This is a genomic window from Thermomonospora sp. CIF 1 (genome assembly GCF_001896795.1).
In the GTDB taxonomy this organism is placed as follows: domain Bacteria; phylum Actinomycetota; class Actinomycetes; order Streptosporangiales; family Streptosporangiaceae; genus Thermomonospora; species Thermomonospora curvata.
This window is the reverse complement of the sequence record NZ_MOYN02000021.1, coordinates 105874-126566: the sequence shown is the minus strand read 5'-3', so window position 1 is coordinate 126566 and position 20693 is coordinate 105874. Positions and strand designations below refer to the sequence as shown.

General features: G+C 71.0%; 21 protein-coding genes. 12 read left to right on the top strand and 9 right to left on the bottom strand.

Annotated features, from left to right (window positions below; translation table 11 throughout):
* The first annotated feature begins 1 nt into the window (after position 1).
* Together BUE48_RS13840 and BUE48_RS13835 are read left to right on the top strand one after the other, a co-directional pair.
* Positions 2 to 400, top strand: coding sequence for a DUF742 domain-containing protein (locus tag BUE48_RS13840; protein WP_012853133.1), 399 nt, complete (start codon positions 2 to 4; stop codon positions 398 to 400).
* Complete coding sequence (locus BUE48_RS13835; RefSeq protein WP_012853132.1) at positions 381 to 995, top strand: GTP-binding protein; 615 nt, start codon at positions 381 to 383, stop codon at positions 993 to 995. Before BUE48_RS13840 ends, BUE48_RS13835 begins: the two co-directional genes overlap by 20 nt.
* Positions 996 to 1212: 217 nt before the next feature.
* On the opposite strand, the gene BUE48_RS13830 is transcribed toward BUE48_RS13835, so the two are convergent.
* Complete coding sequence (locus tag BUE48_RS13830) at positions 1213 to 2331, bottom strand: carboxylate-amine ligase (protein ID WP_012853131.1); 1119 nt, start codon at positions 2329 to 2331, stop codon at positions 1213 to 1215.
* 392 nt (positions 2332 to 2723) lie between these two features.
* Between BUE48_RS13830 and BUE48_RS13825 the strand changes: the two genes are divergently transcribed.
* Positions 2724 to 3473, top strand: a complete 750-nt coding sequence (locus tag BUE48_RS13825) for an AfsR/SARP family transcriptional regulator (RefSeq protein ID WP_245536859.1) — start codon at positions 2724 to 2726, stop codon at positions 3471 to 3473.
* Between the two features lie 156 nt (positions 3474 to 3629).
* Here the strand turns inward: BUE48_RS13825 and BUE48_RS13820 are convergent, their stop codons facing one another.
* Entirely contained in the window at positions 3630 to 4439 is an 810-nt protein-coding gene (locus BUE48_RS13820) for an antibiotic biosynthesis monooxygenase (protein WP_012853129.1), read from the bottom strand.
* A 145-nt stretch (positions 4440 to 4584) separates the two neighbouring features.
* Here BUE48_RS13820 and rfbB point away from each other — a divergent pair, with 145 nt between their 5' ends.
* The 4 genes from rfbB to BUE48_RS13800 all read left to right on the top strand — a co-directional run bounded on the left by rfbB (position 4585) and on the right by BUE48_RS13800 (position 8622).
* Positions 4585 to 5595, top strand: coding sequence for a dTDP-glucose 4,6-dehydratase (gene rfbB, locus BUE48_RS13815; RefSeq protein ID WP_286990060.1), 1011 nt, complete (start codon positions 4585 to 4587; stop codon positions 5593 to 5595).
* A gap of 37 nt (positions 5596 to 5632) precedes the next feature.
* Positions 5633 to 6346 carry a class I SAM-dependent methyltransferase gene (locus BUE48_RS13810; protein WP_012853127.1) on the top strand — a complete coding sequence of 238 codons (714 nt, stop codon included), beginning with the start codon at positions 5633 to 5635 and terminating at the stop codon, positions 6344 to 6346.
* Between the two features lie 85 nt (positions 6347 to 6431).
* Positions 6432 to 7079 carry an FMN-dependent NADH-azoreductase gene (locus tag BUE48_RS13805; RefSeq protein WP_012853126.1) on the top strand — a complete coding sequence of 216 codons (648 nt, stop codon included), beginning with the start codon at positions 6432 to 6434 and terminating at the stop codon, positions 7077 to 7079.
* A 361-nt stretch (positions 7080 to 7440) separates the two neighbouring features.
* Positions 7441 to 8622, top strand: a complete 1182-nt coding sequence (locus BUE48_RS13800; RefSeq protein WP_012853125.1) for an acyltransferase family protein — start codon at positions 7441 to 7443, stop codon at positions 8620 to 8622.
* A 51-nt stretch (positions 8623 to 8673) separates the two neighbouring features.
* On the opposite strand, the gene BUE48_RS13795 is transcribed toward BUE48_RS13800, so the two are convergent.
* Positions 8674 to 9141 (bottom strand): hypothetical protein, encoded by a 468-nt coding sequence (locus BUE48_RS13795; RefSeq protein WP_012853124.1) that lies wholly within the window; start codon positions 9139 to 9141, stop codon positions 8674 to 8676.
* Between the two features lie 177 nt (positions 9142 to 9318).
* On the opposite strand from BUE48_RS13795, the gene BUE48_RS13790 reads away from it, so the two are divergent.
* Positions 9319 to 9567, top strand: a complete 249-nt coding sequence (locus BUE48_RS13790) for an acyl carrier protein (RefSeq protein WP_012853123.1) — start codon at positions 9319 to 9321, stop codon at positions 9565 to 9567.
* 22 nt (positions 9568 to 9589) lie between these two features.
* Complete coding sequence (locus BUE48_RS13785) at positions 9590 to 10369, top strand: 3-oxoacyl-ACP reductase (protein ID WP_286990055.1); 780 nt, start codon at positions 9590 to 9592, stop codon at positions 10367 to 10369.
* A 142-nt stretch (positions 10370 to 10511) separates the two neighbouring features.
* Here BUE48_RS13785 and BUE48_RS13780 read toward each other — a convergent pair whose 3' ends face one another.
* Positions 10512 to 11600: a winged helix DNA-binding domain-containing protein gene (locus tag BUE48_RS13780; protein ID WP_012853121.1), complete on the bottom strand. Its 1089-nt coding sequence runs from the start codon at positions 11598 to 11600 to the stop codon at positions 10512 to 10514.
* Positions 11601 to 11848: 248 nt separating this feature from the next.
* On the opposite strand from BUE48_RS13780, the gene BUE48_RS13775 reads away from it, so the two are divergent.
* The 3 genes from BUE48_RS13775 (at position 11849) to BUE48_RS13765 (ending at position 14681) form a co-directional block, all read left to right on the top strand.
* Entirely contained in the window at positions 11849 to 12475 is a 627-nt protein-coding gene (locus BUE48_RS13775; RefSeq protein ID WP_012853120.1) for a dTDP-4-dehydrorhamnose 3,5-epimerase family protein, read from the top strand.
* Between the two features lie 86 nt (positions 12476 to 12561).
* A complete protein-coding gene (locus BUE48_RS13770; RefSeq protein WP_012853119.1) occupies positions 12562 to 13704 on the top strand; it encodes a nucleotide disphospho-sugar-binding domain-containing protein in 1143 nt (380 codons plus the stop codon).
* Entirely contained in the window at positions 13701 to 14681 is a 981-nt protein-coding gene (locus tag BUE48_RS13765; RefSeq protein ID WP_012853118.1) for an NAD-dependent epimerase/dehydratase family protein, read from the top strand. Before BUE48_RS13770 ends, BUE48_RS13765 begins: the two co-directional genes overlap by 4 nt.
* A 78-nt stretch (positions 14682 to 14759) precedes the next feature.
* Here the strand turns inward: BUE48_RS13765 and BUE48_RS13760 are convergent, their stop codons facing one another.
* The 5 genes from BUE48_RS13760 to BUE48_RS13740 form a co-directional block, all read right to left on the bottom strand.
* The gene (locus BUE48_RS13760; protein ID WP_012853117.1) at positions 14760 to 15473 is read right to left on the bottom strand and encodes a class I SAM-dependent methyltransferase; all 714 of its coding nucleotides are present in this window, start codon (positions 15471 to 15473) and stop codon (positions 14760 to 14762) included.
* Between the two features lie 5 nt (positions 15474 to 15478).
* A complete protein-coding gene (locus tag BUE48_RS13755; protein WP_012853116.1) occupies positions 15479 to 16714 on the bottom strand; it encodes a cytochrome P450 in 1236 nt (411 codons plus the stop codon).
* A 49-nt stretch (positions 16715 to 16763) separates the two neighbouring features.
* Positions 16764 to 17990: an FAD-dependent oxidoreductase gene (locus BUE48_RS13750; protein ID WP_286990051.1), complete on the bottom strand. Its 1227-nt coding sequence runs from the start codon at positions 17988 to 17990 to the stop codon at positions 16764 to 16766.
* 53 nt (positions 17991 to 18043) lie between these two features.
* Positions 18044 to 19486: an alpha/beta fold hydrolase gene (locus BUE48_RS13745; protein WP_012853114.1), complete on the bottom strand. Its 1443-nt coding sequence runs from the start codon at positions 19484 to 19486 to the stop codon at positions 18044 to 18046.
* Positions 19487 to 19609: 123 nt separating this feature from the next.
* Entirely contained in the window at positions 19610 to 20638 is a 1029-nt protein-coding gene (locus BUE48_RS13740) for a ketoacyl-ACP synthase III family protein (RefSeq protein ID WP_286990049.1), read from the bottom strand.
* Positions 20639 to 20693: the final 55 nt, after the last annotated feature.

Below are 20693 nucleotides of genomic sequence, written 5' to 3'. Positions count from 1 at the left end.
CATGGAAACTCCCAAAGAGCGCTGGGTCGGCCGGGAGGCCGGGCCGCTGGTGCGCCCTTATGCCGTCACCCGAGGCCGGACCAGGCCGCGCGGCATCCGGTTCGACCTGGTCACCATCCTGGTCGCCACCGGCCGCCGCCCCGGCGACCACCTGCGCCTGACCCGCGAGCATCGCCGCCTGCTGGAGCTGTGCCGCCGGCCCTCCACCACCGCCGACCTGGCCTCGGACCTGGACCTGCCGCTGCGGGTCGTGCAGGTGCTGCTCGGCGACCTCTACCACCACGGCCTGATCGAGGAGCAGCGGCAGCCGAGCGCCGTCCATGCCGGCGGCACCGCCATGCCCGAACGACCCGATACCCGGCTACTGATGAGGGTGCTCGATGATCTCCGCCGCCTCTGACCAGCCCGCCTTCTCCGACGACCTGGACGACGTCCCGCGGGTGGCCCTGAAGATCCTGGTGGCGGGAGGGTTCGGGGTCGGCAAGACCACGCTGGTCGGCTCGGTCAGCGAGATCCGCCCGCTGCGCACCGAGGAGACGCTGACCGACGTCAGCGTCGGCGTCGACGACATCAGGGGCGTGGAGGGCAAGAGCACCACCACGGTGGCCATGGACTTCGGCCGGCTGACCTTCCCCGACGGCGTCCGCCTCTACCTGTTCGGCACCCCGGGCCAGGAGCGGTTCTGGTTCATGTGGGACGAGATCGCCTACGGTGCGGTGGGCGCCATCGTCCTGGCCGACACCCGCCGGCTGACCTCCAGCTTCGCCTCCATCGACTACTTCGAGCGGCGCGGGATGCCCTTCGTCGTCGCGGTCAACTGCTTCGACGGCGCCCGCCGCTACAGCGTGGAGACCATCCGCGAGGCACTGGACGTCGACCCGGGCGTCCCGGTGATGCTGTGCGACGCCCGGCGGCGGGAGTCGGTCAAGGAGGTCCTGGTCGCCCTGGTCGAGCACGCCATCCGGGTGTCGGAGCTGGAGGAGCAGCGGCGCTGACGCACCCGCTCGGGGAAGGGCGACCCTCGGCTCGCCGCGGCCTCGGCGGTGTTGCCGGCCGGGGCCGCGCCCGTCCCGGCACATCCCGACGCTCGGGCGGCGTCAGAGGAGACCGGCCGGCGCCCTCACTCCGCTGCGCGCCGATCGCAGGCGTCCTTGACCTTCTCCGGCTGCTCCGCACGCCGCGGATGTCACCGTGCCCGGCGGACCGCGGCGGTCACACGGCCCGGGGCATGGGCGCGGTCTGCTGGAGGAGATGGTCCACCACACCGGTCAGCCCGCCGCCGCGGGCGGCCCGGCGCTGCCGGGAGGCCCCGTCCCCGTGCTCGATCAGCCGGCGCAGCCAGCCGGTGACCCGCCCCAGGTCCCCGTGCCGCTCCAGGCCCGGCCGGGCCGTCTCCAGCAGCCGCTCGGCCAGCTCGACGGCCGGCAGCAGTTTGCCGGTGTGCACGTCCACCCCCGATCCGCTCAGCCCGTCGCGGGCGGCCCGCCAGTAGGCCAGGCGCAGCAGCTCCGGCCGCAGGTGCGGGCCGTCTTCGCCGCGGTCGACCGCCGGCAGCAGGCTGGTGATCAGGGCGCGTACCAGCGCGGCCAGCGCGGCGGACTCCTCGGCGGTGATCGGCACGTCGCTCACCCGCACCTCCAGGGTCGGCAGGTGCGCCGAGGGCCGGATGTCCCAGAAGACGTTGCCGACATCGACCAGCGCCCCGGCCTCCTGCATGGTGGCCACCAGCGTGTCGTAGTGCTCGGCGGACTCCAGGTAGGGCGGCGGGCCGGCCACCGGCCAGCGGCTCCACAGCAGGGTCCGCCAGCTGGCGTACCCGGTGTCGCGCTCGCACCAGTAAGGGGAGTTGGCGCCCAGCGCGATCAGCACCGGCAGGTGGGGGCGCAGATGGTTGCTCATCCGCACGGCCCGCTCCCGGTCGGCCATCTCCACATGGACGTGCAGCGCGCAGAAGGCCGCCTCGTGGTGCAGCCCGCGGAAGGTGGCGTTGCCCCGGTTCTGACGGGGTCCCTCGGTGATCGGGGAGGGGACCGCGCCGCCCAGCACCGGAGTGCCGCTGGCGATGACGCCCAGCCCGCCCCCGTCGGCCGCGGCGGCCAGGTGGGCGCGGTTGGCGGCGATCTGACCGGCCAGCTCGGCGGCCGTGGTGCAGGGCCTGGTGCGGCTCTCCACTTGCACCAGCGTGATCTCCCCGCAGACCCGGTCGCCGAGCCGGGCCGCGGCACGCTCGATCACCGCGGGCGCCCCCGCCACGGTGGCCCGGGTCCGGCGGTCGATGACCAGGAACTCCTCTTCCACTCCGAACCGGAGGGCTTCACCGTCCACGCTCATGTCCGTGCCCACCTCACCGTCGCCGCACGACCGCGGTGAGCGCCGCGGTCCGCTTCCAGGCTATGAAGCAGACCTGTCGTGAGCCATGGGGGAACGGGATGCCCCCGACCGCCGGCACGCCCCTCAGAGCCTGCCCGGGAGCGGTCCGCCGCCGCTGGGACGCACCACAGGACGCCCGGTGACCTGCCCCGACGTCGGACTTATGAATTTCTCACTTATGTGCTGTGAGTTTTTCACGCCGTATTGATGGCGGCGGCACTGTCCCCCTCACGGGTTTTGCTTTGCACTTGTTGAAGAGACATTCCTGTGACGGATGCTTCGGCGAGGGGAGAGCTTCGATGATGCGCATCAAGGTGCTGGGGCCCCTTGAAGCGACCAGGAACGGTCAATCGGTGGCGCCGACGGCGGCCAAGCCGCGGCAGATCCTGGCGTTGCTGGCGCTGCGCGCCGGCGAGGTGGTCCCGGTGCCCACCCTGGTGGAGGAGATCTGGGGGGAGGATCCGCCGCGCAGTGCGCTGACGACCATGCAGACCTACATTTTGCAGCTGCGCCGGCTCATCGGCCGTTCCTCCGACTCCGGATCGGCCAAAGACATCCTGGTCACCCGCTATAACGGCTACTTGTTCCCGGCCGATGCCGTGACGGTGGATGCCCAAGAGTACGAGAAACTGGCCGAGCAGGGCAACCGTGCCTGGGAGCGCGGAGACTACGTGGCGGCGGCCGAGCTGCTGCGCAAGGCGCTCGATATGTGGTCGGGGGAAGCGCTGGTCGATGTGCAGCGGGGCATGCCGCTGAGCGTCGAGGCGACACGCCTGGAGCAGAGCAGGATCGGGGTGCTGGAGACGCGCATCGACGCCGAGCTGCGGCTGGGCCGGCACCACGCGCTGCTGGGCGAGCTGGCCATGCTGGTCGCACGCAACCCGATGCACGAGAATCTATGCGCGAAGTTCATGATCGCCTTGTACCGCTCCGGGCAGCAGTGGCGCGCCCTGGAGGTCTTCCGGCAGCTGCGCATGGCGCTCGCCAATGAGCTCGGCGTGGAGCCCTCGGCCCGGCTGCAGCGGCTGCAGCGCTCGATCCTCTCGGCGGACCCGGCGCTGGACCTACCGGAGACCGGGGCCTTCGCCGCCATCCCCGCCTGATCGTCCGGCGATGCACGGGCCACCGCGGGAGCGGATCTGCCCCATGATCTGCTCCAGGGCGGCTTTTGGGGCAGAGCCGCTCCCCGCTTCCAGGCGGCCGGTGCGGAATGGGGAGACGGACCGACCCGCGCGGCGGGCCGGCCCTGGACGGGAGGTTCAGCCGGCGTCCACGGCGGTCGTGGTGAGCCGGACGGAGAAGACCTTCGGGTCCGAGGTGCTGACCGCTCGCAGCGCCAGCGCGTGCCGCTTGAACTCCGGCCGCGTCACCGCCGCCCGCAGCGAGGCCCCGTCGGTCCAGCGGGCGACGTTCACGTACGAGCGGGGCTCGTCGGTCTGGCGCAGCAAGTTGTGGTCGATGAACCCCGGCTGCTCGGCGAAATAGGCCGCGGTGGTGGCGAACGCACGCTCGAACTCCTCCGCCGAGCCGGTCACCGTGAACCGGTTGATCAGGGTGACCGGGCCGTCGGCCAGCTCGGCGGCGCGGGCCTTCATGTGCCGCGCCACCACGTCCCGGTACTGCGCCAGGGTCTCGCCCGGGCTGGGACCGTCGAGCGCGGAGTGGATGAACTCCGCGATCTCCCCGTGCCGGTCCAGCCCGCTGTGGGTGAGCGAAACGACCGTCCGGTCCGGGCCGTCGGGCCGGAAGTCGACCTCGATGAAGCTGGCCTTCTCATCGTCGTGGATCGGCTGCCAGTTCGGCCCGACACGCCAGGTCAGCACGATCCGGCGGGGCGGGTCCCACTCCACCACGGTGCCCCAGGCGATCTCGGTCCCGTCGGCGCCCCGCTCGTAGTAGCGGCCGCCCACCTTGGGCTCGATGGTGATGGATTGGCGGTTCTCGACGAACACGTGATGTTCAGGCCACCACTCGATCGGATGCTCGGCGAAGATGGCGAAGGCGCGCTCGATGGGCGCCTCCACCGTGACCTCCTTGCGGACGTCGGGAACTCGCTTCGGCTCGGCCATGAAGACCCTCCTGGACCATCGGGAATTCACCCGACAGGTTCGGAGCCGGCTCTCGAAAGCCGATGGAGCCGAGATGGACAGGGAAGGGCGGGCGTCTCGACCGGTGATGTAGAGGGTCTCAAGGCACCGCCGTGATGGTTCCGGTATGCGCATCCTGGTCACCGGAGCCGCCGGTTTCATCGGCTCGTACTACGTACGCGCAATGCTCGACGGCGAGTATCCCGGCTTCACCGACGCCAAGATCACCGTCGTCGACAAGCTCACCTATGCCGGGAACCGGGCCAATCTGCCGGCCTCGCACCCGCGGCTGGAGTTCGTCCAGGCCGATATCTGCCAGCAGTCCCTGCTGCTGGAGCTGGTGGACGGGCACGACGCCGTGGTGCACTTCGCCGCCGAGTCGCACGTGGACCGCTCGCTGGTGAACGCCGGCGACTTCGTCAGCACCAACGTGCTGGGCACCCAGAATCTCATGCACGCCTGCCTCACCACCGGGGTCGCACGGGTGGTGCATGTGTCCACCGATGAGGTGTACGGCTCCATCGAGCAGGGGGCCTGGACGGAGGAGTGGCCGCTCAGCCCGAATTCCCCTTATGCCGCCTCCAAGGCCGCCAGCGACCTGATCGCGCTGTCCTACGCGCGCACCCACGGGCTGGACGTGTCGGTCACCCGCTGCTCCAACAACTACGGGCCCTACCAGCATGTGGAGAAGCTCATCCCGCTGTTCGTCACCAACCTGCTGAGCGGCGAGCCGGCCCCGCTGTATGGTGACGGCTCCCACGTACGCGAGTGGCTGCACGTGTCCGACCACTGCCGCGCCGTGCAGCTGGTGCTCACCTCGGGCCGGGCCGGGGAGGTCTACAACATCGGCGGGGGGACCGAGCGGACCAACCGGCAGATCGCCGAGGAACTGGTACGGCTGTGCGGCGCCGGCCCGGAGATGATCCGGCGGGTTCCGGACCGCAAGGGGCACGACCGGCGCTACGCCCTGGACGACTCCAAGATCCGCGCCGAACTGGGCTACGCGCCCCAGGTGCCGTTCGAAGAGGGACTGGCCGCCACTGTCGCCTGGTACCGGGATCATCCCGACTGGTGGAAGCCGCTCAGGGAGAGCGCCGGAACCGTCCGTGAATCCGCCGTTCACGCGCTGGGCACCTGAACCGCACGAGATCGCACACAAGACCGGGGAGGCCGGTATGTACGGGGCGGAGGCCGCCAAGATCTACGACGCCCAGCACCGGGCGCGCGGCAAGGACTACCGGGGCGAGGCGACCGAGGTCGCCGCCCAGATCAGGCGCCGGATGCCGGAGGCGCGTTCCGTGCTGGACGTGGCCTGCGGCACCGGCGGGCACCTGGAGCCGTTCCTGGACATGTTCGACGACGCCGAGGGCCTGGAGCTGTCGGAGCCCATGCTCGACATCGCCCGGGCCGCGCTGCCGGGGGTGAAGCTGCACCACGGCGACATGCGCGACTTCGACCTTGGCCGCACCTTCGACGCCGTCACCTGCCTGTTCGCCTCGATCGCCTATGTCACCAGCGAGGCGGAGCTGCACGCCGCGCTGCGCTGCTTCGCCCGCCATGTCGTGCCCGGCGGGGTGGTGGCGGTCGAACCCTGGTGGCTGCCGGAGAAGTTCATCGATCGCTACTGCTCGGGCGACGTGGTCGAGGCGGACGGCATGCTCATCGCCCGCGTGGCCCACACCGTCCGCGACGGGGACGCCTCGCGCATGGAGGTCCACTACACCGTCGTCGGCGCCGACACCGGCATCCGGCACTTCGCAGAGGTTCACCGGGCGATGCTGTTCGAGCGGCGGCAGTACGAGGAGGCGTTCACCGCGGCCGGCCTGGACGTCGAGTACATCGACGGCATCCAGTGCGGGCGCGGGCTGTTCGTCGGCGTCCGGCGGTGACGGCTCGACCGAGTGTCGACCCGTCCTGCAGGGGGTGGGCCGACCGTGGTCGCAGACCGCTCCACACGCCGATCCGGAGGGAAACATGGCCCGACTGCTGCACATCGACTCTTCGCCCATGGGCGACATGTCTGTCTCCCGCGGGCTGGCGGCGGCCTTCCGCGCCCGCTGGGAGGAGGAGCTTCCCACCGGCACCGTCGTCTACCGGGACGTGTGCGCCGACCCGCTCCCGCTGCTGGACCGGGACGCCATCATGACGTTCTACATGCCGGAGGAGGCCCGTACGCAGGCGCAGGCCGAGGCGGCACGGTACCGCACCGCGCTGGCCGAGGAGCTGCTGTCGGCCGACGCCGTGCTGGTGAGCGCGCCGATGCACAACTGGACCATTCCCGCGCACCTCAAGGCGTGGCTGGACCAGGTGCTGATCGATGGCGTGACCCTGGTCCAGCCGGGGGAGACGCACCCGCTGGCCGGCCGGCCGGCGACCGTGGTACTCGCCTACGGCGGCGGCTACACCCCCGACGCCCCGCTGGCCGGCTGGGACCACGTCGAGCCGTATCTGCGGACGGTCTTCGCAGGTGCCCTGCAGATGGAACTGTCGGTCATCACAGCGCAGCTGACGCTCGTCAACGAGCCGCCGGAGCTGGCGGAACTGGCGCGCAAGTCGCGGCGCGAGGCCGAGGCCGCCATCGAGGAGCGCGCCCGCAAGGTCGCCGCGCAGCTCGCCGGCTGAGCGACCCCTTCCCGCCGCGCGACCCGCACGGGCCGGTCACCGCCCCGCCGGCCGGTGCGGGAACGGGCCGGCGGATCGGTGAGCGCACAGGACCTTTTCAACACGTGGCCCAAGGTGCCGAAGCGGGGCCTCGGTGCGTCCGTTACCGCGACGTTTCCATCTCGACCTGCAGGGGCGGTGTGCCGGAAAAGGTCCACAGGGCGGGCGTGACGGGACCCGATCCGTAATACCGCCCCGTTGCGGCCCCGTTTCCGGGGCCGCAACAGCCCTGGCCGAGCCCTCTTCCCCTTCTCGTCGGCTTGTGGGAACAGCCCGCCGGGAAGGGCTCGGCCATTCGATATGCAGGAAAAGGAAAAGGGACATGGTCGATCCTCTGGGGCGGTCGTCGCGGCTGCCTTCGTTGACCGGGCTGCGCTTCGTCGCGGCGTCGCTGGTGCTGCTGTGCCACTGCGGGATCACCTTGCTGCCGCGAGTGGCCCCCGAGCGGGAATTTGAGATCGCACTCTTTTACGCCGCCGGCGCCGTCGGGGTGTCGTTCTTTTTCATCCTCAGCGGTTTCGTGCTGACCTGGGTCGCCACCGACTCCGACACCAAACTGCTGTTCTGGCGCCGCCGGGTCGTGAAGATCTTCCCCAACCACCTGGTGACCTTCGCCGCCGCCGTGGCGTTGATGCTGCTCACCGGGGCCGCGGTGACCTTCGGCAACACCGTCCCGGTGGCGCTGCTGGCGCACGCCTGGATCCCCGACCAGGGGGTGCTGCTGAACTTCTTCATCAACACCCCGTCCTGGTCGCTGGCCTGCGAGCTGTTCTTTTACCTGTCGTTCCCCTGGCTGCTGGCGTTGATCCGGCGGATCCGGCCGGAGCGGCTGTGGGCGTGCTTTGCGGCCGTGACGGCCGCGATCTTCGCGGTGCCGGCGGTGGCCGGCCTGCTGCCGGCCGGCGAGCGGATCTACGGGAGCGGCGAGCCGTGGCTGGGCGGGTGGTTCATGACCTTCTTCCCCCCGGTGCGGGCGCTGGAGTTCGTGCTGGGCATCCTGCTGGCGCGGATCGTCATCAGCGGACGCTGGATCCGGGTTCCGCTGACCGTCGCGGTTCCGCTGGCCATCGGCGGCTGTCTGCTGAGCGCCTGGCTGCCCGACCGGTTCGGGGAGGTGGCGGTGACCGTCATGCCGCTGGCCTTCGTGATCGCCGCCGCCGCGACCGCCGATATCGGGCGGCACGGCACCGTTTTCGGCGGCCGGACGATGGTCCGGCTCGGCGAGATCTCCTACGCCCTGTACCTGGTGCACTGGCTGGTGATCGCCTACGGCCCGATCGGCCGCTCAGACCCCCAGTGGGGGCAGAGCTGGGGGACGACTGCGACGGTGCCGGAGGCCCTGCTGCAGGCTTCGGTGACCATCGTGGTCAGTCTCGTCCTCGCCTGGCTGCTCTACACGCTGGTGGAGCGGCCGGCGATGCGCCGGTGGAGCCGCCCGGCGCATCGCCCGGGTTCCTCTTCGGCCGAGGTCCCCGCCGCCGTGGCGGGTCGGCCGGTCTCGTGAGGGAAGGCGGCCGGGAGGGCTTTCCAGTGCTCCCGGCCGCCCGCCGCGGCTTCAGCAGGGCGTCGGGCTGGTGCCGGTGCGGCGCATGTCCAGCCGCGAGGTGACGGTGTAGTAGAGGTTCCACTCGGCGTCGTACTGGGCGGACTCGCCCTTGCTGCGGAACCGCGGCCCGGTCTGCACGGCCTTCTGGGAGGTCGTCAGCCACCCGAGCGTCTCCCCGTCGGGGCCGTAGAACCGCTCGGTGGCGGTGAACGAGAAACGATTGCCGCCCGTGTGCCGCCATACCCCCGAGCCTTCGGCGCCGCCGGCCGGGTCGTCCTCGGGCACCAGGCACAGCGTGCCGTCGGCGAAGAAGGACATCGCCACCTCCTGCCGTCCGCCGTCCCAGGAGACCACTCCGGTCCAGGTGCCGACCGGGTGCCCCGTGCGACGGGCGGCCGCCTCCGCCGGCGTCGCTATGCAGATCCCGGCCACCACGGCGGCCGTTCCGGCCGCGACGCGCCATGCTGTGCGGATCACTTTCCCTCCCCGTGACGAATCGGTCAGCGACAGATATCAGGAATGAATCGGAGAATCGCTCGAAATTCGCTGGAGGGGACGGCGGGGGGCGGTTCCAGGTGTTCACCAGCACGGCCCGAGTGATTCCGCTGATCCTCAGAGGAAATCCATGGGCGAATCCGACCACAGGAGCGTGAAATGGCGGAACTGACCCTTGAGCGGCTCAAGGAGATGCTGCGCGTCAGCGCGGGGGAGGACGAGTCGATCCCGCTCGGCGACGACATCGCCGACACCAGCTTCAGCGAGCTGGGCTATGACTCCCTGGCCCTGCTGGAGACCGCGGCCTTGATCAAGCGGGAGTACGGCGTGGACGTCACCGACGCCATCGCCGACATCGAGACCCCGGCCGCTCTGCTGGACCTCGTCAACACCGGCTTGGCCGCGTGAGCGGCGGCAAGGAGACGGGCAGATGACCGACAGGCGAGTCGCCTTCGTCACCGGCGCCAGCAGCGGCATCGGCCTGGCGGTGACCCGCACCCTGGCCCGGCAGGGGATCGCGGTGTACGGATGCGCGCGGAACGCCGAGAAAATGGCGGCGACCGTCAGCCGGCTCACCGCCGAGGGCCTGGAGGTGTCGGGTGGCCCTTGCGACGTGACCTCCGGGGAGGAGGTGCGGGCCGCCGTGGCGGACGCCGTCGCTCGGTACGGGCGCATCGACATCCTGGTCAACAACGCCGGCCGCAGCGGGGGCGGAGAGATCGCCGCGCTCGATGAGCAGCTCTGGCTCGACGTGATCGACACCAACCTCAACGGTGTCTTCCGCGTCACCCGGGAGGTACTGGCCAACGGTGGGATGGGCAAGGACGGCTACGGGCGGATCATCAACATCGCCTCCACCGGAGGCAAGCAGGGCGTGATCTACGCCTCGCCGTACTCGGCCTCCAAGCACGGGGTGGTGGGTTTCACCAAGGCCGTGGGCCTGGAGCTGGCCAAGACCGGTATCACCGTCAACGCGGTGTGCCCCGGGTACGTCGAGACGCCGATGGCCGAGCGAGTCCGGGCCGGCTATGCCGAGTACTGGGGCATCACCGAGCAGGAGGTGCTCGAAAGGTTCAACGCCAAGATTCCGCTGGGCCGTTACTCCACTCCGGAAGAGGTGGCCGGCCTGGTCGCGTACCTGGTGACCGATACCGCCGCCTCCATCACCGCGCAGGCGCTCAACGTCTGCGGCGGACTCGGCAACTACTGAGCCCTTTCCGCCTTCGGCCCCCGCGGATGAGGGCTCCCCGTCCCCGTGGCGGGATCCGCCCAGGCCCGGCGTCCGGGAAGCCGGGCCTGGGACCTGCCGGGGCCTTCGTCCCGCCGGTGTCCGGGACGGTACGGCGGGGCGTTCACTCCCCGACCGGGCGGAACCGGATGTCGTGGACCTCGCAGTCGGCGGCACCGAAGCGCAGCAGCCGCTCGCCCTCGGCGAGGACCTCCGCCTCCTGTCGTTTGGACAGTGGCTCGAACAGCCGGATGTCCAGTGTGGCGGTCTTCTTGGCCCGCTTGATGGCCCACAGCCCGCGCACGAAGCCGTCCACCGTCATCGTCGCGTCGATCCAGGCGTACTTGCGCTGCTCCTCGGTCACGATGCGGGAGCGGTCGTGGTAGCTGAGCACCACGTTGTCGAGCGCGGCCAGAAAGCGCACCGGGGCGGGCACGTCCGGGTCGGGGCGCGGTGCGTCGGGCAGGTCGAACAGTTCCCGCCCGTTTTCGTCCCGGAAGGTGCGCAGTTTCGGCCGCAGCGGCTCGAAGGCCTCCTTCAGCCCGGTCAGCCCGCTCCAGGCCCGCACGTCGCTGACCGTGGCCGGGCCGAAGGCCGCCAGGTAGCGCCGGATGAGGTCCTGCACCGACGGTTCTTTCGACAGCGGCCGGCCCAGCCAGTGCTCGGCGAGCGCGAACGGCGTGGCACCACGCCGCCGCCACAGGCCGTCGGGCGGCGGATGCAGGACCGGCAGCAGGTGCTGGGCCGACCGCGCCAGCGCCACCTGATCCCGTCCGGGCCACCGCTCGGCCAGTGCCCTGCCCAGCTCGGGGCGGGTCACCGTGCCGGATCCGATGATCTCGCGAGCGGCCCGGGCCAGTTCGGCCAGGTCGATGCCTTCGGTCTGGCGGCGGAAGGTCCCGTTCTGCAAGGTGGCCAGCAGCTTGTCGAACAGCGGCCGGAATCGCACGTAATCGTCGGCGGTGAGCAGGTGCTGGGTGCCGCGGAAGAGCATCGCCCGCACCACTTGGCGATCGTGCAGCAGCCGGACCAGGTCCTCGATTTGGAAGCCCTCGATCCGCGACCACAGGCCGAAGTAGGGCGGGTCCGGGTCCTGGCCCTGCAGGCCGACCAGATGCTCGATCACCTTGGCGGGCGGCCAGTCGACCCGGCGCAGCAGTAGCTGGCGCTCCAGCGTCGCCCGGTTGAGCGCCCGGCGGCTCAGGGTCTCCATCACGTCCTTTCAAACGTCGACCGGGTCTCCAGCGGCGTTCAAGGGATGTTATCGATGCTGCCAGCGGGTGACACCGATTTCCCCGGCACCGGCTCGAGCATCGCTGGAATCCCGCTGAACTCTTTTCCGCACGCGGCCTGTGAGCCCGTGCGGCCGTGCCCGCCGGGATCGTGGGGGAAAGCCGGCCGTCACGATGACGAGCAGGCAGAACGGCGTGTTGAAAAAGGTTCACTGGAGCGGAGCGAGGAATGCGAGTACGTGAACTCGCGGTGGCCGGTGCGTTCGAGTTCGTCCCCCCGATCTTCCGGGACGCCCGCGGGCAGGTGGTGACGCCCTTCCACGGAGAGGGGTTCTCCCGGGTGGGCGGGCACCGGGCGTTCCCGGTGGCGCAGACGATTCACAGCGTGTCCCGGCGCGGCGTGGTGCGCGGCGTGCACTTCACCGTCACCCCGCCGGGCCGGACGGCCAAGTACGTCTTCTGCCCCCATGGCAGGGTGCTCGACATCGTGGTGGACCTCAGGCTCGGGTCGCCGACGTTCGGCCGCTATGACGCCGTGCCGCTCGGCCCGGACGACTGCCGGGCCGTGTACCTGCCGGTGGGGGTGGGGCACGCCTTTGTCGCCCTGCGGGACGGCTCGGTGATGTCCTATCTGCTCTCTGAGTGCTTCACCCCCGAGAATGAGCGGGAACTGTCGGTGTTCGATCCGCGGCTGCGCCTGCCCATTCCCTCTGATATCGAACCGATCCTGTCCGAACGGGACCGGAAGGCACCGACCCTGGAACAGGTCATGGCCGCCGGCGAGCTGCCGGAATACGCCGACTGCCTGCGCATCGAAGCCGATATTTTCGGTGCATATGGAAATGCGGCGGTATAGTCGCAAAGTGTGGCTATGTCCAAAATTTGGGTGCCTGTCGAGTCGTGGTCAAGCCGGTCTCCAGAGTGATTTCCTAACTTCCGGGCATGAAGATCTTGATGAACACCGGCCCGGCGCACCCGCTGTTCTTCCCGATCGTTCCCCTGGCGTGGGCGCTGCGCGCGGCCGGTCATGAGGTGCTGGTCGCGACCGCGGAGAGTTTCGAGGAGACCGTACGACAGTCCGGACTGGCCATGACTCCAGTGTGCGGCTCGCTGGACATGGGCGATGTCATGGCCAGGGACCGGGAGGGCAACATCGTCCGCCCGCCCGACTCCTACGAGGGCATGACGGTCGAGATCGGGCGGGGCTTCGGCAGGCTGGCCGCCCGTACCGTCGACGGCCTGCGCGACCTGGTCGCCCGGTGGCGGCCGGACGCCATCGTCACCGAGTCCTACTCCTTCGCCGCCGTCGCCGCGGCCGCGCGGCTGCACGGCGTGCCGTGGATCAAGCACACCGTCGGCCCCGGTGACCTGCCGATCGTCACCTCCGCGACCCGGGAGCTGGCTCCTGAGCTGGAGCGGCTGGGCCTGGACGGGCTGCCGGAACCGGACCTGATCATCGACAACTGCCCGCCGCTGCTGGGCGAGATCACCGAGGGTGCGCAGCAGGTGCGGTACGTGCCCTACGGGGAGCCCGGTGCGATCCCCGACTGGGCGCTGCAGGAGCGGACCCGCCCGCGGGTGCTGGTCACCCTCGGCTCGGTGCAGCCGCAGATCGGCGGGCTGCCGATGCTGGCCCAGATGCTGGGGGCCCTGTCGTCCCTGGACGCCGAGCTGGTCGTGGCGGTGGCCGACCACCTGGTGGAGGGCCTGGGTCCGTTGCCGGACAACGTCATCGCCGCCGGCTGGGTGTCGCTGACCTCCGCGCTGCCCGGCTGTGACGCCGTGGTGCACCACGGCGGTCCGGGCACCATGCTGGCCAGCCTCTGCCAGGGCCTGCCCCAGGTGGTCATCCCCGGCCGCGGCAAGCCGATCGATGCGGTGCGCCGGCTGGCCGAGTTCGGCGCGGTGCACCACCTGCCGCCCGCCGAGCTGACTCCTGAGCGGCTGCTGGAGTCCTGCCGGGCCCTGCTGGAGGAGCCCGGCTACGCCAAGCAGGCCGTCGCGGCGCGGGAGGAGATCGCCGGTCTGCCGTCGCCCGCCGCGATGGTGCCGGTCATCGAACGCCTGGTGGCGGACGCTCGATGAGACGCCCGACGCCCGGAGCGGCACCGCACGGGCGGCGGGCGGTCGTGCTGGGCGGCACCGGCTGGCTCGGCCGGCACGTCTGTGCCGAGCTGGCCCGCCGCGGCTATGGGCTCATCGCGGTGGCCCGCCACCCGGCGCCCCATGCGGCGGGCCACCGGTTCGTCTCGCTGGACCTGGAGACCGCCACCGCCGAGCGGATCGGCGCGCTGCTGGCGCGGGAGCGGGCGCACCTGATCGTCAACGCCACGGATGCGGCGAACGCCACCGACGGCTGGGACCGGACGGAGGAGGAGATGGTCCGGATGAATCTGGACCTGGTGCGGCGGCTGCTGGCCGGAATCGGCTCCCTGCCGTGGCGTCCCCGCCTGGTGCACATCGGCACCGTGCACGAGTACGGGGACGTCCCCGTCGGCACGTCGGTCGGCGAGCACACCCGGCCGAACCCGCGCACGCCCTACGCCAGGACGAAGCTCGCCGGCTCGCAGGCGGTGCTGCGGGCCGCCCGGACCGGCGAGGTCGACGCCCTGGTGCTGCGGTCGGCCAACATCAGCGGTCCCCACCCGTCCCCGGAGAGCTTCCCCGGCAAGCTGGTGGCGATGCTGCGCGCGGCGCTGGCCGAGGGCGGTGTCATGTCGGTCACCGTCACCGACACCCGGCGTGACTACGTGGACGTCCGCGACGTCGCCCGAGCCGTCGCCCTGGCGGCCGAGGCGGACTGCCCGGGCCGGGCGATCGCCATCGGCAGCGGACGGGCCGTCGCCGCGCGGACCCTGGTGGAGACGTTCGCCGCGGTGACCGGCCATCCGGTGCGCATCGTCGCCGCCGAGGACCGGCGGGCCGCCGGCCTGGGCGGAGCATGGATGCGAGTCGATCCCCGGCCCGCCGCCGAGCTGCTCGGCTGGCGGGCCCGCATCGACCTGGCGGACTCGCTGCGGGCCATGTGGGAACAGGCCGCGGTCCCGGCGACCGGGCGGTGAGGAGCGCAGGACACGGTGAAGGGTCCGGGCCGGCCGGCCCGGACCCTTCGTCCGTCGGCGATCGTCAGACGGCGCGCCTCATTTGAGCACCCCGACGAACAACCCGCAGTCAAAGCGCCCGTCCGTCAGGTACTCGACGGCGAAACCGGCCCGCTCGAAGGCCCTCTCGTACTCCTCCCGGGTGAACAGCCTCATCAAATGCAGGTCCGTGAAGTGCCGGATGCCGGCCGACTTGTCGGCGACGATGTAGTGCACCGTGATCGGCACCTGCCGGCCGTTCCTGGTGGAGTGCGAGACCCGGGCCACCACCCGGTCACCACAGGAGACCAGGTCACGGGCGATGTAGCCGTCGATGAAACGCTCGGGAAAGTACCAGGGCTCGATCACCAGGACGCCGCCGGGGCTCAAGTGCCGGGCCAGGCGGCTCAGCGTGGCCTCCAGCTCTCCCGTCGACCCCAGGTAGCCGATGGAGCTGAACATGCACATGGCTGCGTCGTAGGTGCGGCCCAGGTCGAAGTCGCGCATGTCGCCCCGGTGCACCGGGACGCCGGGCAGCGCCTCCCGCGCCTTGGCGATCATGTGCTCGGACAGCTCCAGCCCTTCGACGGTCTCAAAGCGCTCCCGGGTGAAGGCCAGGTGCGCACCGGTCCCGCAGGCCACGTCCAGCAGCGACACCGCGTCCGGCCTGCGGGCCAGCACCAGTTCGCTCACCTCGGCGGCCTCGGCGGCGTAGTCCTTGCCCCGGCCCCGGTACACCATGTCGTAGATCTCGGCGAGGTCTGCCTCGTACATGGGCCTCACGTCTCCCAGGTGACGGGCAGGGACCACAGGCCGTAGACGATGGCGCCCTCCTTGCGGGGCACCTCGGCCAGCGGTTTGACCAGCCGCAGCGATGGGATGCGGCGGAACAGGGTCGTCCACACCAGCTGCAGTTCCAGCCGGGCCAGCTCGGCGCCGATGCAGTGGTGCGCCCCGTACCCGAAACCGAGCTGCTTGCGGCTGCCCCGGCGCAGCTCGAGCCGTTCGGGGTCGGGGAAGACCCGCGGGTCGTGGTTGGCGGTCAGCAGCAGGCACAGGATCCCGTCCCCGGCGGGGATCACGGTGCCGTCGATGTCGATGTCCTCCAGCGCCACCCGGGGCACCGCCAGGTCGCCGATGCTCGCCAGCCGCACCAGCTCCTCGACGGCCGGCTCGATCAGGCCTTCGGGGTCGGCCAGCAGCTCGGCCAGCTGGTCGGGATGCTCCAGCAGGCAGGCGGTGCCCAGCGAGATCATGCTGGCGGTGGTCTCATGCCCCCCGTTCAGCAGCATTCTGATCATGTTGACCAGCTCCCGCCGGGAGTACTCCTCACCGCAGGCGCGGTACTCGGCGATCACCGCACTGGTCAGGTCGTCGCCGGGCTCCTTCTCCTTGTGCTCGACCAGGTCGGCGATGTAGTCGTTGACCTCCACGATCGCGGCCAGCCGCTCCTTGGGGGTGCTGTCGGCGCCGAACAGATTGTTGCTGTGCTTGATGATGAAGGCGTGGTCGTTCTGAGGGACGCCCAGGTACTCGCAGATCACGGTGGTCGGCACCGACAGCGAGAAGTTCCAGTGGAAGTCGACCGGTGGCTCGCACTCCAGCAGCCGGTCGATGTGCTCGTCGATGACCCGCTGGATCATCGGCCGCAGCAGCCTGACCCGCTGGCGGGTGAACGCCGCGGCCACCTTGCGCCGCGCGGCGGTGTGCTCGGGGGGGTCGTAGCCGATGAAGGAGGTCTCGGTGCGCGCCTGCGGCGGGGGGACGAAGAAGAACGGGAAGTTGTCGTGCTTGCGGGAGGCGCTGATCCTCGAATCGGCCAGCAGCCTGCGGATCCGGTCATAGCCGGTGACCGCCCAGACGCGGAGCCCGGTGTTGGCGAGCGTCACTTGGACGACGCCCTTTTCCACCATCTCCGCGTACGTCGCGGGCACGGTGAACGGACCCTGCCGGGGGTGGGGGAACGGCTGCTCGGACCGGTGGACCGGACAGGACTCGTGGGTGGTCGCGGTCATCGTCGGTTGCTCCTCGAACTGTGCTGCGGGACGCGTCGGTGCACCACGGTCACGAGGCCGTGCGCACGCCGGACCGGGCGTCGCCGATGACCACCGGCGTGTCCCAGTGAATACGGTGGGTGTGCGGCCAGACGGGGTTGTTCTTGGACCCCTCCCGGAAGGCGCGCTTGATGAAGAAGTCCCGGATCACCCGTCCCAGCGGGCCGGCGGTGTTGCCCTCCTTGTTGTGCTTGCCCAGCGCCACGATGGCCTCCGCCCGCTCCCGGCGGAGCGACTCGTAGGCGTCGAAGGCGGCCTCGACCGTCGGCGCGTCCCGCAGGCACTTGGCCAGCACGATCGCGTCCTCCATGGCGACGGCGGCGCCCTGGCCTGCGGTCTGGGACACCGCGTGCGCGGCGTCCCCGATGATGATCATGCGGTCGCGGTGCCAGCGCGGCACCTTCGGCACGTCGTAGGCGAGGGTGGGGGCGGGCAGGTCCGTCGAGGCGGCGACGATCCGGGCGGCGGGCATTTTGTCGCCCCCGAACACCTCCAGCAGCCACTCCCGCCGGCTCTCGGCCGGCAGGCGGCGCAGCCGCTCGGCGCGCGCCTCGTCGGGCACCGCCGGGTTGGCGAACCACCACACGTCACCGCTGGGGGTCTTGATGTACATGAAGAAGCCCTTGCGCCCGAAGAACATGTGCAGCGGGCCGGGCTTGCCCTCGACCCGCAGGCCCTCGGCGGAGCCGAAGACGTTGAGCACGCCCAGGAAACGGGGGGCGGGCGAGGCCGGGTCGATGACGCTCCGCACCTGCGAGTGCAGGCCGTCGGCGCCGATCAGGATGTCGCCCTCGGCGGTCTGCTCGTCGGCGAACACCGCGCGCACCCCGTCGGCGGTGGGGACGGCGTCCACCAGGCGCTTGCCGTACTCGATGCGGATGCCGCGGCGGATGGCCTCGTTGCGCAGCTCGGCGTACAGCTCCGGGCGGCGCAAGGTGCGGATCACGGCACCGTCGCCGGAATGGCGGCCGATGCTGATCGGACCGGTGAGCGGCTTGCCGGTGTGCTTGTAGAAGGCGATCTCGGGGGTGTCGAAGCCCTTGCGGGTGACCAGCTCGGCCAGGCCTAGGTTCTCCAGGGCGTTCAGGCCGTTGGGGGCGAGGTTCACGAAAGCGCCGACGCCGTCTGCGGCGCGGTCGAAGGCCTCGTAGATCGTCGGCTCGAAACCGACCTTCTGCAACGCCATCGCGGCGACCGGGCCGGCGATGCCACCCCCGATGACCAGTGCGCGTGCCATGCTGCCTTCCTCTCTGAGCGCCTGTGCGGATGTGATCGGTTCGCGGACGGACGTCACTCGGCCGGGTCGGCCGGGATGTCCGGACGGGGGACGGTGCTGGCGCAGACGACGTCGTGCGGCGGCAGGACGCCGTCGACGAGGTAGCCGGTGACCAGGGCGTCCACTTCGGGGTTGCGGCACAGCAGGTAGATCTCGTGCTGGCCGGAGTCGGCGACGGTGATCAGCCGGTGCCCGAGCCGGGCCGCCATGGCCGCGCCGCCGGCGGCGTGGTCGATCGGGTCTCCGTCGGCGCGCACCACGATCCCGGCCGGGTAGCCGTCCCGGCGCAGGACGGTCGGCGGCTCCGGCGGGCGGAAGGAGCGGAAGGCCCCGACCCACGGCTGGGCCCGCATCACGCCGTACCCGTAGGGGTAGCGCTCGCGGTAGCGGCGCATGTCGGCGTAGTAGGTCTCCAGGTCGGTGGGCCAGTCCTTCTCCAGCGTGACGGCGTCCAGGACGCCGCAGCGGGTGGTGCCGCCGGTCTCGGTCGGCGGCCAGATCCGCTCGTCGGCCAGCCAGGTCCGGGCCGCTTCCAGGTCGCCGCCGCGCAGGTCGGCGACCATCCGGCCGAGCTCTTCCCAGCGCGCCCGGTTCGCCGATCGCGAGCCGAGCGCGCCGTCGAACAGCGTGCGCAGCCGGATGCTCTCTGCCCGCCCGTCCGCAGCCAGGGCGGCGGCGGCCTCTTCGACGGCCTCCAGGACCTGCTCGGCGGAGGTGCCCAGCCCGAAGTGCCGGTTGCGCTCGGCCACCCAGGCGGCCCACTTCTCCACGTTCTCCCGGTTGGCCGGGCCCTGCGCCATCAGTTGCTCGCGCCAGGACCAGTCCGGGTGCACGCACGAGTCGAGCACGCTGCGGTCCAGGTGGGCGGGGAACATGCTGCCGTAGACGGCGCCCAGGTAGGTCCCGAAGGTGTAGCCCAGGAAGTTGATCACCGGTTCGCCCAGCACGGCCCGGATCAGGTCCATGTCGCGGGCGATGTTGCGGGTGCTGAAGTGGGGACGCAGGTCGCCGCCGGCCCGCTGGTTGCCCTCTTCGCGGACGCGCATGTCCTCGGCGATCAGCGCGAAGGCCGCGTCGTCGGGCCGGGAGTCGAGCGGAGCCCGCACCGGGGTGACCTCGGAGGTCAGCGGGGTGGAGTCGCCGGTGCCCCGGGGGTCGAAGCCGATCAGGTCGTAGCAGTGGGCGAGCGGGCTGTCGGCCAGGATGTCGGGGAAGCGCCGGCCGAACCCGAAGTATCCGCCGGGCCCGCCGTTGACCGCCAGCAGGATGCCCCGGCGCCGCTGCGGGTCCAGCGCCCGCCGGCGGCTGATCGCGATGGTCAGCCAGCGTCCGGTGGGGTTGGAGTAGTCGAGGGGGACTTCGATGGTGGCCTGTTCCAGGCCCTGGCCGGCGTCGGTCCAGCGCACCTGCTGGTCGCGGAACGCCTGCAGGGCGTCTTTCGCTTCGGCTACTGTCATGATCTTCTGGCCCGCTCTCTGTTCTTTTGCGGCACTTGGTGCGTTTTGTTGGGATTTGCTGGCGAGGCTTCCGCACTGCTCTCGAATCCGCGTGGAAGAGGGCTGGACGCCCGGTGCGGGCGTTCAGGGGATGCGCAACACGTCCAGCACGGCCACCGTCCAGGCGAACCCGCCGCCGGCACCGATCAGCGCGCATGATTGGCCGGGCGCCAGCGCGCCGATGCGCACCAGATGAGCCAGCCCAGCGATCTGGTCACCGGCGCCCAGATGACCGACCCCCGAACCCCACGGCCAGGTCGTGCGGCCGGGGTCGATGTCCAAAGCGGTGAAGAACTGGAACTCCATCTTCGGGTGACCCAGGTTGGGCACCACGAACCAGGCGATCTCCTTGGCCTGGAGGCCGGCCTCGGCCAGGGCCCGCTCGTAGGCCGCCCGCTGCCCGGCGCGCAGCCGGTCGATCAGCTCCGATGCGCCCAGTTCCTTCATCAGCAGAGCGCGATGCTGCTCCAGGCTGATCGGGACGCGGGCCGTCAGCGGCCCGGCCCCGAACGGGTCGGCGCCCCGGCCCATCTTCTCCAGCGCCGGGTCGGAGACGGTCACCAGGCTGCGCAGCCGGGCGAAACCGCCGACCCGCGACAGCACGAGCGCGGTGCCGCCGTCCCCGCACACCGTGCCCGGGTCGGTCGCCCAACGGTCAAAGCCCGGCGGGCAGAACCGGTCACCGGTGGTGATCAGCGCGCTGTGCCGGCGAGGGTCGGCCCGCAGGTAGGCCGCGGCCAGTTCCATGGCGGCCAGGCCGCCGTTGGACAACTGCCCGACGTCCATGGCGGGGCAGGCGCCCCGGGGCCGGTCGCCGATCGACTCCCGCTGCACGTAGGAGGCCGGCGCCCACAGGTCGTGACCCTGAAAGTAGGTGCTGGCGTGCAGCACCAAGTCGATGTCGTCCGGGGCGGCACCGGCGTGGCGCAGCGCGTCCCGGGCGGCCTTGACCGCCATTTCGGGGCCCGACTCCTCGCCGACGCACACCGAACGCATCCGGGTGCGCCGGACGGTCCAGAGATCGGTGAGCCCGCGTTCGACCGCCTCCTCGGCGGGCATGGCCGGCGCCAGGTACAGGCCGACACCGGATACGAAGATCTCCGCGCCCCCCACCGCTCCTCCTTCCGCGACATGGGTCCACCGTTCGACAGACCCTGTGCGGCGGTGC

Coding starts and splice junctions, on each gene's coding strand:
- BUE48_RS13840 (WP_012853133.1), top strand. CDS start 2: ATGGAAACTCCCAAAGAGCGCTGGGTCGGCCGGGAGGCCGGGCCGCTG.
- BUE48_RS13835 (WP_012853132.1), top strand. CDS start 381: ATGATCTCCGCCGCCTCTGACCAGCCCGCCTTCTCCGACGACCTGGAC.
- BUE48_RS13830 (WP_012853131.1), bottom strand. CDS start 2,331: ATGAGCGTGGACGGTGAAGCCCTCCGGTTCGGAGTGGAAGAGGAGTTC.
- BUE48_RS13820 (WP_012853129.1), bottom strand. CDS start 4,439: ATGGCCGAGCCGAAGCGAGTTCCCGACGTCCGCAAGGAGGTCACGGTG.
- rfbB (WP_286990060.1), top strand. CDS start 4,585: ATGCGCATCCTGGTCACCGGAGCCGCCGGTTTCATCGGCTCGTACTAC.
- BUE48_RS13810 (WP_012853127.1), top strand. CDS start 5,633: ATGTACGGGGCGGAGGCCGCCAAGATCTACGACGCCCAGCACCGGGCG.
- BUE48_RS13805 (WP_012853126.1), top strand. CDS start 6,432: ATGGCCCGACTGCTGCACATCGACTCTTCGCCCATGGGCGACATGTCT.
- BUE48_RS13800 (WP_012853125.1), top strand. CDS start 7,441: ATGGTCGATCCTCTGGGGCGGTCGTCGCGGCTGCCTTCGTTGACCGGG.
- BUE48_RS13790 (WP_012853123.1), top strand. CDS start 9,319: ATGGCGGAACTGACCCTTGAGCGGCTCAAGGAGATGCTGCGCGTCAGC.
- BUE48_RS13785 (WP_286990055.1), top strand. CDS start 9,590: ATGACCGACAGGCGAGTCGCCTTCGTCACCGGCGCCAGCAGCGGCATC.
- BUE48_RS13780 (WP_012853121.1), bottom strand. CDS start 11,600: ATGGAGACCCTGAGCCGCCGGGCGCTCAACCGGGCGACGCTGGAGCGC.
- BUE48_RS13775 (WP_012853120.1), top strand. CDS start 11,849: ATGCGAGTACGTGAACTCGCGGTGGCCGGTGCGTTCGAGTTCGTCCCC.
- BUE48_RS13770 (WP_012853119.1), top strand. CDS start 12,562: ATGAAGATCTTGATGAACACCGGCCCGGCGCACCCGCTGTTCTTCCCG.
- BUE48_RS13765 (WP_012853118.1), top strand. CDS start 13,701: ATGAGACGCCCGACGCCCGGAGCGGCACCGCACGGGCGGCGGGCGGTC.
- BUE48_RS13760 (WP_012853117.1), bottom strand. CDS start 15,473: ATGTACGAGGCAGACCTCGCCGAGATCTACGACATGGTGTACCGGGGC.
- BUE48_RS13755 (WP_012853116.1), bottom strand. CDS start 16,714: ATGACCGCGACCACCCACGAGTCCTGTCCGGTCCACCGGTCCGAGCAG.
- BUE48_RS13750 (WP_286990051.1), bottom strand. CDS start 17,990: ATGGCACGCGCACTGGTCATCGGGGGTGGCATCGCCGGCCCGGTCGCC.
- BUE48_RS13745 (WP_012853114.1), bottom strand. CDS start 19,486: ATGACAGTAGCCGAAGCGAAAGACGCCCTGCAGGCGTTCCGCGACCAG.